At 39.6% G+C, this 11,604-nt stretch carries 12 protein-coding genes; 10 read left to right on the forward strand and 2 right to left on the reverse strand.

The window, feature by feature from the left end:
• The first annotated feature begins 25 nt into the window (after positions 1-25).
• From ACOJQI_RS06785 to ACOJQI_RS06815, 7 genes are all read left to right on the forward strand, one after another.
• On the forward strand, positions 26-652 hold the full coding sequence (locus ACOJQI_RS06785; protein ID WP_421384308.1) for an ABC transporter ATP-binding protein: 627 nt from the start codon (positions 26-28) through the stop codon (positions 650-652).
• A gap of 4 nt (positions 653-656) precedes the next feature.
• Positions 657-1,439: an ABC transporter permease gene (locus tag ACOJQI_RS06790; RefSeq protein WP_421384310.1), complete on the forward strand. Its 783-nt coding sequence runs from the start codon at positions 657-659 to the stop codon at positions 1,437-1,439.
• A 74-nt stretch (positions 1,440-1,513) separates the two neighbouring features.
• Complete coding sequence (locus ACOJQI_RS06795) at positions 1,514-1,768, forward strand: hypothetical protein (RefSeq protein ID WP_421384311.1); 255 nt, start codon at positions 1,514-1,516, stop codon at positions 1,766-1,768.
• A gap of 365 nt (positions 1,769-2,133) precedes the next feature.
• Positions 2,134-2,400: a phosphocarrier protein HPr gene (locus ACOJQI_RS06800; protein WP_421384313.1), complete on the forward strand. Its 267-nt coding sequence runs from the start codon at positions 2,134-2,136 to the stop codon at positions 2,398-2,400.
• On the forward strand, positions 2,400-4,115 hold the full coding sequence (ptsP, locus tag ACOJQI_RS06805) for a phosphoenolpyruvate--protein phosphotransferase (protein ID WP_421384314.1): 1,716 nt from the start codon (positions 2,400-2,402) through the stop codon (positions 4,113-4,115). Before ACOJQI_RS06800 ends, ptsP begins: the two co-directional genes overlap by 1 nt.
• 423 nt (positions 4,116-4,538) lie before the next feature.
• A complete protein-coding gene (locus tag ACOJQI_RS06810) occupies positions 4,539-5,414 on the forward strand; it encodes an NAD(P)-dependent oxidoreductase (RefSeq protein WP_421384315.1) in 876 nt (291 codons plus the stop codon).
• An 83-nt stretch (positions 5,415-5,497) separates the two neighbouring features.
• Positions 5,498-5,677 (forward strand): hypothetical protein, encoded by a 180-nt coding sequence (locus tag ACOJQI_RS06815; protein ID WP_421385411.1) that lies wholly within the window; start codon positions 5,498-5,500, stop codon positions 5,675-5,677.
• Positions 5,678-5,736: 59 nt separating this feature from the next.
• Here ACOJQI_RS06815 and ACOJQI_RS06820 read toward each other — a convergent pair whose 3' ends face one another.
• Complete coding sequence (locus tag ACOJQI_RS06820; RefSeq protein WP_421384316.1) at positions 5,737-6,906, reverse strand: aminotransferase A; 1,170 nt, start codon at positions 6,904-6,906, stop codon at positions 5,737-5,739.
• Positions 6,907-7,040: 134 nt separating this feature from the next.
• Here ACOJQI_RS06820 and corA point away from each other — a divergent pair, with 134 nt between their 5' ends.
• On the forward strand, positions 7,041-8,036 hold the full coding sequence (gene corA, locus ACOJQI_RS06825) for a magnesium/cobalt transporter CorA (RefSeq protein ID WP_421384318.1): 996 nt from the start codon (positions 7,041-7,043) through the stop codon (positions 8,034-8,036).
• A 218-nt stretch (positions 8,037-8,254) separates the two neighbouring features.
• Entirely contained in the window at positions 8,255-9,160 is a 906-nt protein-coding gene (locus ACOJQI_RS06830; protein ID WP_421384320.1) for a chemotaxis protein, read from the forward strand.
• 76 nt (positions 9,161-9,236) lie between these two features.
• Here the strand turns inward: ACOJQI_RS06830 and ACOJQI_RS06835 are convergent, their stop codons facing one another.
• Positions 9,237-9,701: a YkyB family protein gene (locus ACOJQI_RS06835; protein WP_421384322.1), complete on the reverse strand. Its 465-nt coding sequence runs from the start codon at positions 9,699-9,701 to the stop codon at positions 9,237-9,239.
• 274 nt (positions 9,702-9,975) lie between these two features.
• Here ACOJQI_RS06835 and ACOJQI_RS06840 point away from each other — a divergent pair, with 274 nt between their 5' ends.
• On the forward strand, positions 9,976-11,508 hold the full coding sequence (locus ACOJQI_RS06840; RefSeq protein ID WP_421384324.1) for an exopolyphosphatase: 1,533 nt from the start codon (positions 9,976-9,978) through the stop codon (positions 11,506-11,508).
• Positions 11,509-11,604 lie beyond the last annotated feature (96 nt).

Here is an 11,604-nt window from a genome sequence, read left to right on the forward strand (position 1 = left end):
CTGAATGGTTTTGAGAGGTGATACAATGTTCAGATTAGAAAATATATCCTACTATGAGATACTCGATTCCGTAACCATGGAGCTGAAGAAGAATGTGGTTTCATGCATAACCGGTCCAAGCGGTGCCGGGAAATCAACAATCCTAAAATTCCTTAACAAGATGCTTATTCCTACTGAAGGTGAAATTTTTTACCAGGATCAGCCATTGCAGTCCATAGATTCAATAGAGCTGAGAAGGCAGGCAGTCATGCTGCAGCAGGCTCCAGTCATTTTTGATGGAAGCATTGAAGAAAATTTGCAGATCGGTCTTAAGTTTGCTGGTGAAGGGCCGGCTCAACGTAACGTTTTGAAAGATGCTCTGGATTTGGTACTGTTGGAAAAGTCGTTGAATGAGGAGGCTGATAAACTATCCGGCGGGGAAAAACAGCGGCTTGCCTTAGCAAGAATATTTATTATGAAGCCCAAAGTATATCTTCTTGATGAACCTACCTCCGCATTGGATCCGGAAACTGAGATACAAGTAATGAAAAGGTTCTTGAAAGCAGTGAAGGAGCAAAATGGTACAGTTATCATGGTCACCCATTCCAAAACGATTTCAGAGAAACTTGGTGAAGAGAATTTTTACATAGAGCAGAAGGGCAAAGGCAGGTGAGAAGATGAACGGTGGAATTATTGATATTGAACTGGCCAGGCTGATCGCAGCATACCTTTTTGTGCTTGTTCTTCTCTTTATCGTTAAAATTAGAAAGATTTCAAGGGAAAAGCAGATTACTATAGCTGCTTTTAGAATGACGATTCAATTAATTATTGCAGGTTACATACTTACCCATATATTTGAAAATCCCCACCCCTTGCTGACCCTGTTAATCATCTTAATCATGGAGGTATTTGCCATCCGGAATGTGTTTAAACAGGTAAAGGAAACACTCTCCAAAGAAATGAAGAAGATCATCACCCTTTCTATGCTGTGCGGAAGCCTCGCAAGCCTGTTCTATTTCAATCTTGTCGTTATCCATTTCTCGCCATGGTACGATCCAAGATATTTCATTCCCATTGCCGGCATGATCATCGGTAACTCCATGACAGGAATCACTCTTGGAGTACGTACACTTCTTCAAGGGTTTGGTGCAGAGAAAGCCAAAATTGAAGGAGCGCTCATGTTGGGGGCAGAGCCTAAAATTGCTGCCAAGCCTTATGTTGATAGTGCATTCGATTCAGCTGTTCTTCCAACCATTAATAACATGCTCGGGATGGGAATTGTTTTCCTTCCAGGAATGATGACAGGACAAATTTTATCAGGAGTCAGCCCTTTGCTTGCTATTGAATATCAAATTGCCATCCTCCTGGGCATTCTCGGAAGTGTTTCGCTTACAGTCCTCCTCTTTATCCTGCTTGGTTACAAAACTTTTTTTACAAAGGACAGCAGGCTGAAGGAATGACTCTTTCCTTGTTCTATTCTTCTAAGGAACCGCATAGATTTTAGTAGAATAGATTAATAGAAAGGAGCAGGAAAATGAACATAGAAGTGGAACAGGCGCTGAAGGTGAAGAGTATTGCATTGGACATAATAGAAGAGTTGTTGAAGGATGAAGCTCATTACAGGGAAAAAGATTTAAAAAATGCAGCTGAACTTCTGTCAAGGTGTATATGTGATCTGGTCAATATCTACGCCGGTATTTCCGACGTTCATGATACTGCTTTACAAGGGACGATCGCCAAGGCCAAAATAAGCTATAATTCAATTGTAACTAATAAACAGCGTGTATAATATCCGTTAGATATGTATGTATAATCGGCTGCCTGGTTTTTCGGGCAGCTTTTATTATGTTCTTAAGATATGTACGTTTAATTCAGATTGACGAGGGAAATCTAATGGAAAGCCGCAGTGTAAAGTGAACAAAATTATGGTAATGAAAATGCCTGATTTTGGTCATAAGATGTCTAATTTATGAAAATAATAAAAATATCATGCTTTACAATTGTTAAACTTCGATTTGCATGCTATTCTTTTAAATTGAAAAGGCTTATATCAATCCGTACACAAGCGGTATTAACTAAGGTGTTGGAAAAGGTTTTATCTTCAACCAGGTTAAAAAGCTGAAAAATAAACAAAAGTTAAGGAGAAGATTAATTATGGCACAAAAACAATTCACAGTAACTGCTGATACAGGGATCCATGCTCGTCCAGCTACACTTCTTGTTCAAACAGCAAGCAAATTCGATTCTGACGTTCATTTGGAATACAAAGGTAAAAAGGTGAATCTTAAATCAATCATGGGTGTTATGTCTCTAGGTGTAGGCAAGGGTGCAGAAATCACAATCATCACTGAAGGCAGCGACGAAGAAGAAGCATTGAACAGCCTTGAAGAAACATTGAAAAAAGAAGGACTTGCAGAGTAATGTCAAGCATGCTTAAAGGAATAGCAGCTTCAAATGGCATTGCTATCGCAAAAGCCTATCTTCTTGTAGAACCCGATCTTTCTGTTGAAAGAAAGGAAGTAGGGGACACAGAGGCAGAAGTAAACCGTTTTAGGGAAGCACTTGCGACTTCTAAATCTGAATTGGAAACAATCAGAGAGAAAGCAAATGAAGATTTAGGTGCTGATAAAGCGGCGATTTTTGATGCTCACTTACTTGTTCTTAGTGATCCCGAATTGATTGCACCTATTGAAGATAATATTAAAAATGAAAAAGTGAATGCAGAAACTGCTTTAAAAGAAACTGCAGACATGTTTGTTTCCATGTTTGAAAGCATGGACAACGAGTATATGAGAGAGCGCGCCGCAGATATCCGTGACGTAACAAAACGGGTTCTTGCCCATTTGCTTGGTGTTCAGGTTTCAAATCCAAGCATGATTTCAGAAGAAGTCATCATCATTGCAGAGGATTTGACTCCTTCAGATACTGCCCAGCTTAACAGGGAGTTCGTTAAAGGATTCACTACTGATATCGGCGGAAGAACGTCCCATTCAGCGATCATGGCTCGTTCAATGGAGATTCCTGCTGTTGTAGGTACAAAAGAGGTAACTTCTGAAATTAAAAACGGTGACCTTGTTATTGTAGACGGGTTGAATGGTGAAGTACATATCAATCCAACGCAGGAAGTGGTCGAGCAGTATAAGAAGGAACATGAACAATATGAGAAACAAAAAGCGGAGTGGGCGAAACTTGTCAACGAAGAGACAGTATCTGCTGACGGCACACATGTAGAACTTGCTGCCAATATTGGAACACCAAAAGATTTAGAGGGTGTTATCAACAATGGCGGTGAGGGTGTTGGGCTGTACCGTACAGAATTCTTATACATGGGAAGAAATGACCTTCCTAGTGAAGAAGAACAATTCGAAGCTTATAAGGCTGTTCTTGAAGGAATGGGAGATAAGCCTGTAGTTGTAAGGACTCTTGATATCGGAGGGGACAAGGAACTTCCATACCTTGATCTGCCTAAAGAGATGAATCCTTTCTTGGGATACCGTGCGATCCGCCTGTGTCTCGATGAACAGAGCATCTTCCGTACACAGTTAAGAGCATTATTGCGTGCAAGCGGATATGGAAACCTGAAAATCATGTTCCCGATGATCTCCAACCTGAATGAGTTTAGAGAAGCTAAATCCATTTTGGAGGAAGAGAAATCTAAACTTATTGAAACAGGGGAAAAAGTCGCTGATTCAATTGAACTTGGTATCATGGTAGAAATTCCATCAACAGCTGTAATGGCCGATGTGTTCGCCAAAGAGGTTGATTTCTTCTCAATCGGAACAAACGACCTGATTCAATACACAATGGCTGCAGACCGTATGAATGAGCGAGTATCTTATTTGTACCAGCCATACAACCCAGCGATTCTTCGTTTGGTTAAAATGGTAATTGACGCAGCTCATAAAGAAGGCAAATGGGCCGGTATGTGCGGTGAAATGGCCGGAGATGAAATTGCCATCCCTATCTTGCTCGGACTGGGACTTGATGAGTTCTCCATGAGTGCTACTTCTATTTTGAAGGCCCGCTCACAGATCCGCAGCCTGAATAAATCCGACATGGAAGCTCTTGCGAAACAAGTTTTAGAACTTGATACGAATGACAGTGTAATTGAAGCTGTCAAAAATGCGATTAATTAATAAAAAGAAGATTCAAACGGTGAAATGAGGGTAAACAAGTACTACATCAGCGGTAGACTTACTCAGCCTTTTCATTCTCATTTCCCCCTATTTTCCAGGTGTTGACGCACCTGGTTTTCTTTTTTTCAGCCATTAACCATTATAAAACATGTAAGCGCTTTTTTAAAGAGAAAAACTTTAAAATCTTTTTTAAAAAAGATGTTTAGCAATGTTTTTACGGGGTATTCTATTAGTAAGCATAAAGTTGGAGATTCTCTTTTTACAACCCCCTTTTCCTTTGGGCCTGCATTAGCAGGTCCTTTTTTTTGCTTTCAATGATGATTGCTTTTCGCACAGAGGGGGGTGGTTGTATTTGTGGGACATTAAAATGTAAAAAATGAGAAAAGTTTATTATAATAACTATAAAAACCCGGGAGGCAGGAAATGAATTCAGAAACTGTTAAAGCAGGCTTTATCGGAACAGGAGTCATGGGAAAAAGTATGGCTCTTCATCTAATGAAAGAATATAAAAATCTTTATGTCTATACACGGACAAAAGAAAAAGCTAAGGCAATCCTTGAAAACGGCGCTAAGTGGAGCGCATCGCCGGCCGAAATGGCTTCTAATGTTGATGTATTGTTTACTATTGTAGGGTATCCGCACGACGTAGAAGAAATTTACTTCGGCCAAAATGGTATTCTGGAGAACGGGAAAAAAGGTTTGATTGCCGTTGATATGACCACTTCGAAACCAAGCCTGGCCAGAAAGATTTACAATGAAGCTGATGCTAAAGGTATACATACACTTGATGCACCGGTTTCTGGAGGGGACACGGGTGCAAGGAACGGAACCCTTTCTATCATGGTGGGTGGAGATGAGGACATCTTCGAGAGAGCGAAGCCTCTATTCGAAACATTTGGAGGGAATATCCGTTATCATGGGAAAGCTGGATCAGGCCAGCATACAAAAATGGCCAATCAAATAGCAATTGCCACTAATATGATAGGTGTTTGTGAAGCACTGGTTTATGCCAGAAAAGCTGGGTTGGACTTGGAGGATGTCCTGCAGACGATATCAGGAGGGGCTGCTGGCAGCTGGTCTCTTTCAAATCTTGCTCCCAGAATGATTGCAGGAAACTTTGAACCAGGCTTCTTCGTTAAACACTTCATTAAAGATATGGGAATAGCACTTGAAGAAGCAGAAAGAATGGAATTATCCCTGCCTGGATTATCATTGGCTAAACAATTGTATGAGGAACTGCAATCACAAGGTGCTGAAAATGATGGAACCCAGGCTTTGTTTAAATTATGGAAAGAATAAACCATGGCATACCTTCAAAAAATAAGCATTACGGTGGTGCCTCACTCATCTGCCGTTAATGTGAATTTTGGAGGGTGATGGAATTGGCAAAACGTACAAAAAAGAACGATGCTGATCAAAAAAATAAAAAAGGCTTCGACTCAGCCGTATTGAATCAGGAATTTGCCCATGAATTTGGAAGTGCGGCAGCGAATAAAATACACAAGGACAAAGCTAAAAAAGAAAAGGCTTCAAAAAATAACGGGAAATATAAGGGGCAGTAACAGGCCGGAATTAAAAAAAGGACCTCATTGGTCCTTTTTTTAATATATAGGATGAGCTTTTATAAGCGGGCATTTGATTTAGTTTCATTCACGAAAGCCTGGAGCCTATCCATGCCTTTCTGCAGCTCTTTCATCGAACAAGCGTATGAAAGCCGGAAGAACCCTTCACCTGCTGATGAAAAACTGTTACCCGGAACAACACCTGTCTTATACGTTTGGGCCAGTGTCAGGGCAAATGTGAAGGAATCTGTATGGAAGTAATCCGGGATTTTGACGAAAAAGTAAAAGGCGCCATCAGGCAGGATCACATCAAAACCCATGTCTGTTAACCTTTGCGATACAAAATCTCTTCGAACTTTGTATTCTGCCTTCATTATTTCCGGATCATGAATCCCTTCAGTCAAAGCTTCAAGTGCAGCTTTCTGAGAAATGGATGAAGCACAGGAAACATTGTACTGATGAACTTTCAATATATGTTTGACGATATTTTCAGGTGCAAACACCATCCCGATTCTCCATCCTGTCATGGAGTGGGATTTGGATAAACCGTTAATGACAATGGTCTGTTCCTTCAGAAAAGAAGCAATCGTTGAGTGTTCTCGATCATAAGTAAGTTCACTGTATATTTCATCTGCCAGAATGAAAATCTCTTTCCCTCGTATTAAATCAGCGATTTCTTTCAACTCCCCGGCTGTTAAGCTGACACCAGTGGGATTTGAGGGATACGGAAGTATGATACATTTTGTCTTACTGGTTATGTGATTTTCTAAAATGCCCGCATCCAGTTTGAAACCATTCTCTGCTGTATTGGCAAAGACCGGAGCAGCTCCACATAATTTAATGATCGGTTCATAACCAGGATAAACCGGTCCAGGTAAAATGACCTCATCCCCGGAATTTAAGATTGTCCTTAAAGTCGAATCGATTCCCTGTGAAGCACCATTCGTAATGATCACTTCGGAAGAAGCATCAAAGGAAACGTTATACTTTTTCTTGTAGAACTCTGCCGCCGCCTCCCTTAATTCGAGAAAACCAGCATTGTGTGTATAATTAGTATATCCGTCATCGATGGCGGATTTCGCTGCTTCTTTTATATGCTCCGGGGTCGGGAAATCCGGCTGGCCAAGGGTAAGGGATACCATGTCTTTTATATCGGCAACCATATTGAAAAACTTTCTGATACCGGATATTTCAATTTCTTGAACTTGTTTATTAATTAAATGGTCCATAAGTTACACCTTCTCTTTCAAACTTGCTTCATATTTTACCATGTTATGGTCGTTAACACGATAGTAAAGATTAGTTCAATCATTAAAAGGGTAATGATAAATAGTATATCTAATAAGAGAGCCAGGGAGTTATTATGATAAATACGACAGTAATTAAAATGAACGGGGATGTCATAAATAATGTGCCCATCGAAGAGGTAAATAAAGAAGATGTTAAATGGTATTGGGTGGACTTTAATCAACCGGATGGCAAAGAAGTCCAGCTGCTTCGTGATTTTTTTCAGTTTCACCCGTTGGCAATAGAAGATTGTTTGGAGGATTTCAGTGAAAGACCAAAGCTTGACTTCTATGATAACTATTTTTTTCTTCTGCTTCACACAATTGACGCTAAGACATTCGACTTTCACGAGGTCAATATGTTCGTAAGCGATCAATTTATCGTGACGTTTCATAAACAGCCTGTAAAAGTTGTAGAAAAGATCTGGAGGAAAATTGCCGAGGTCAAGAGCGGAAAGTACACTACATATAATATTATGCATGAGATCATTGATGGCCTCGTTGATGACTTCTTTCCGCTTGTCTATAAAATTGAAGACAGACTGAATCAAGTTGAAGATGACGTGGAAAATGCCAGTACATCTGACATGATGGAAAAGCTGTTTGATATCAGGCACGACATGTCGAAGCTGCGCAGGTCCCTTATTCCGATGAGAGACTTGATGTATAGGATATTGAATTCCGGGAGACTGCATTTTCTTAAGGAGCAGCACCTTTACTATAATGATGTGTACGATCATTTGTTAAAGTTGGTTGAAATGCTCGAATCATATAGAGAATTTTCCTCAGATATCAGAGATAATTATCTGTCGATCAATTCAGATAAGATGAATAATATCATGATGACCTTGACTGTCATTACAACAATATTCATGCCTCTGACATTCATCGCGGGTTTATATGGAATGAATTTTGCCTATATGCCAGAACTGGATGAAAGAAATGCATACTTCATCGTTCTCGGGATTATGGGAATCATTGCCTTGGGAATGTTCGCATTCTTTGTCAAAATCGGCTGGCTTCATTTCGGAATGAGGAGAAAGAAGAAGCGCCGAAAAATCAGATTAAGATAATTTTGCCGCATAGTCCCCTTTATAAGGGGGCTTTTTGTGTTGTTGTATGGTTGTTAAGCCTTCATAATGATCAGGATATGCCGATATAGATAGTGAGTTTAAAATTAATCCGGCTCTGTGATAGACCGCCCAGGAGCGCAAAACAACTAAGCCTATATCAAAAGCATTAACGTTTACGAAAAGAGTAGACCTTATGCAAAGAGGAAGGAAGCTGCAACTTGAATCAGGAAAAAGGAATCTTGCTTGAATCAGGCACCAATGAATTGGAAATTGTTGAATTTGAAGTAGGAAGCAATCATTACGGAATAAATGTGATTAAAGTTAAAGAAATCATACAACCCTTGTCTGTAACACCCATCCCCCATTCACATCCTTATATGGAAGGAATCATTCAATTAAGAGGTGAGGTCCTGCCGGTCATCGATATGAGAAAGGTTCTGGGGATACAAGGCGGAGAGAAGCATAACCAAGACAAATACATCGTAAGTGAATTTAATCAGCAGAGAGTTGTGTTCCATGTAGATAATGTCACTCAGATTCATCGTATTTCCTGGAATCAGATTGAAAAACCATCCAATATGTATCAAGGAACAAGCTCAAAGGTAATCGGGGTGATAAAAAAAGAGGACGAGATGCTGCTCTTGCTTGATTTCGAGAGTATTATGGCAGAAATCAATCCGGATTCAGGAATCAGGGTTGAAGAAGTGAAAAAATTAGGAAAGAGAATACGATCGGCCAAAAAGATTGTTGCCGCTGAAGATTCTCCTCTCCTCAGAAAGCTTCTCAGCGATACATTAACAGAAGCGGGATATGACGATGTAGAGTTCTTTGAAAACGGCAAAGACGCATTGGATTACCTCACCTCCCTTGCTTCATCAGAGGAAAGAGTTGAAGAAAAAGTTAACCTTATCATCACAGACATTGAAATGCCCCAGATGGATGGACACCACTTAACGAAAAAAATCAAAGAGGATTCAAGACTGAGTACAATACCGGTCATAATATTCTCCTCTCTTATCACCGAGGACCTGAAGCACAAAGGAGAAAGAGTAGGTGCCGAGGATCAGGTAAGTAAACCGGAAATCAATGAACTTGTATTGAAAATAGACAAACATATATTATAAACATAAAATCCTTCCGAACATAAAAAGAAGCAAAGCTGAGAAATTTCATATTTCTCAGCTTTGCTTCTTTATGAGATTAAAAACTGTCGCCGAGTTTTTTAAATACAGGCTTTTGGTATTTACGTCCATATGTCCCGTTGGACGATTCCTTTTTCTCCTTCATTCCGGTATATTTCTCCAAAATCACCTTTGCCTCATTCAAGCTCATTCTGCATTTTGGATTCCTGACCGATTTATCGAGTGAGCCTAGATGGGGAAGGGTTTCGAAATCTGATTTTGCGGGAGGGATATGAAATGTATACATCCCGCAATCAACTAAAACATCTGACTGCTGCTGACTGAAACGCGGATTGTTGGAGAAATGCAAGCCTACTTTTGTTGCTTTTCCTTCTTTGATCATTTTTTGGAGAGCCTGTTTTTTCAAAGAATATAAATATTTTGGGTTAATAGCAGTTTTGGCGTGGCGGTTCACCGTGAAAACAGCTTGTGAGAGGTTTTTAATTGTAGCGGTATGAGGGGATGATTCGTGAGAATTTCTCAAATTATTGACTCCTTCCTATTCAATAAATTTCATTTTATTCTATTATACCTTTTTTTGCTATGGTTGGAAAGTTCCGAAAAGATAAACATTTTATTGAATATAACATTTTTTCCATTCATTACGTATATAAGTTTATCATAAAAAGGAAATCTTTAAGGTTAATTTATCCTGAAAGCAGGTAAATAATAAGGAGAAATCCTTTCTGTCTTTATGAACAGACAATTATCCCAAAATAATACATTCAAGGCGGAAATCATTATAAAGGATGATAATCATGACAAACAAAAGTGCAATTGTAGATATAGGCTCCAATACAATCAGGCTCGTAATTTACAAGCGTTTTAATGATGGCAGATATAAAGAAATTGAAAATGTAAAGGCTGTTGCAAGGTTGAGGACATTCCTTGGAGAGGATATGAGACTAGCAGACAAGGGCCTTGACAAGCTCTGCCATATTTTAAAAAGCTTCAAAGAAATACTACTGTATCATACCATTTCTTCAGCGAGGTGTGTTGCAACAGCAACCATCAGGCAGGCGGTAAACAGAGAAGAAATCCTTTCAGTGATTAAAAGGGAAACCGGAATGACTATCGAAATATTATCTGAAGAACAAGAGGCCTTTTATGGTTTCCTTGCGGTCATTTCGACTACCCCTGCAGATACTGCTTTGACAATCGATATAGGCGGGGGAAGTACTGAAATAACCTATTTTGAAAGTAGAAAGCTGATTGAATCCCATAGTTATCCTTTTGGTGTTGTTTCACTAAAACAACAATTCATTAAAGGTGACTCTATGAGTGAGGAAGAAAGAGCCAGTCTGGTGGATTTCCTATTAAAAGAATTCTCAAAGCTTCCTTGGTTGAGAAATAAAAGGGTTCCCATCATAGGTGTAGGGGGAAGTGCAAGAAATGTCGCCCAGATAGACCAGCAGCAGAGGAATTATCAAATTGCGGGAGTCCATCAATATGTGCTTTCGGGTAATACGGTTGGTTCTATTAGAGATCAGCTTTTTCCACTCAGTTATTACGAAATAGAAAAAGTGGAAGGTTTGTCAAAGGACAGGGCGGATATCATTCTTCCGGCTGTCGAGGTCTTTCATCAGTTAATACATTATACAGAAGCCCCATACTTTATGATCAGCCGTAAAGGTCTCAGAGAGGGATTGATAACTGAAGAGGCAAAAGGAGCCACAAATGTGGAAATGGAAACGGGGTCTGTCATACGAATGAGCATCAAAGAATTATGCCATGAATTCGATATACAGGAAAGCCATTCAAAACAGATGGTCCTTATTGCATCAAAGTTATGGGATAAGCTTGCTGAATTAGGATATTGGGAGCTTTCAACAAAAGATTTGAACATGCTTAAATATAGTGCAGCACTTTACTACCTTGGCGAATATATAGACTCAGAATCAAGCAGCCAGCACACTTTCTATATATTGGCGAACCGTTCTATTAATGGGTTCTTCCATCAAGACAGGGTAAAGCTCGCCAGTATTTCTTCATTCAAAAACAAGTCAGCCCTTAAACAGTATCTTGAACCATTTTCGGAATGGTTTACAAAAGAGGAAATAAACACAATAAAGGAAATGGGAGCTTTACTGAAACTTGTCTATAGTTTGAATGCCACGAAAAGAAACATCGTAAAAGGTGTCGAGGTTGAGAGGAATAAAGGCACACTGCAAATGTCAATATATTGCAAGGGAGATTTCCTGGCAGAACAATATCAGGCAGAAAAACAAAAACGCCATCTGGAAAAAGCACTTAAAACAGAACTGGAACTGAATTTCAGAAGCATTGAATAATTCACAAAACATTTACCTTGTCCTAACAGTGGTGAATCAAGATTTTGATAGGATGGAGATGCAGGAGTATACATCTTTAGAGAGGGGGATCAGATG

This window comes from Bacillus salacetis (assembly GCF_049177075.1).
GTDB lineage: Bacteria > Bacillota > Bacilli > Bacillales > Bacillaceae_B > Rossellomorea > Rossellomorea salacetis_A.

Bases quoted from the DNA above. Each gene is read 5' to 3' on its own strand.
- ACOJQI_RS06785 (WP_421384308.1), top strand. From the start codon at position 26: ATGTTCAGATTAGAAAATATATCCTACTATGAGATACTCGATTCCGTA.
- ACOJQI_RS06790 (WP_421384310.1), top strand. From the start codon at position 657: ATGAACGGTGGAATTATTGATATTGAACTGGCCAGGCTGATCGCAGCA.
- ACOJQI_RS06795 (WP_421384311.1), top strand. From the start codon at position 1,514: ATGAACATAGAAGTGGAACAGGCGCTGAAGGTGAAGAGTATTGCATTG.
- ACOJQI_RS06800 (WP_421384313.1), top strand. From the start codon at position 2,134: ATGGCACAAAAACAATTCACAGTAACTGCTGATACAGGGATCCATGCT.
- ptsP (WP_421384314.1), top strand. From the start codon at position 2,400: ATGTCAAGCATGCTTAAAGGAATAGCAGCTTCAAATGGCATTGCTATC.
- ACOJQI_RS06810 (WP_421384315.1), top strand. From the start codon at position 4,539: ATGAATTCAGAAACTGTTAAAGCAGGCTTTATCGGAACAGGAGTCATG.
- ACOJQI_RS06820 (WP_421384316.1), bottom strand. From the start codon at position 6,906: ATGGACCATTTAATTAATAAACAAGTTCAAGAAATTGAAATATCCGGT.
- corA (WP_421384318.1), top strand. From the start codon at position 7,041: ATGATAAATACGACAGTAATTAAAATGAACGGGGATGTCATAAATAAT.
- ACOJQI_RS06840 (WP_421384324.1), top strand. From the start codon at position 9,976: ATGACAAACAAAAGTGCAATTGTAGATATAGGCTCCAATACAATCAGG.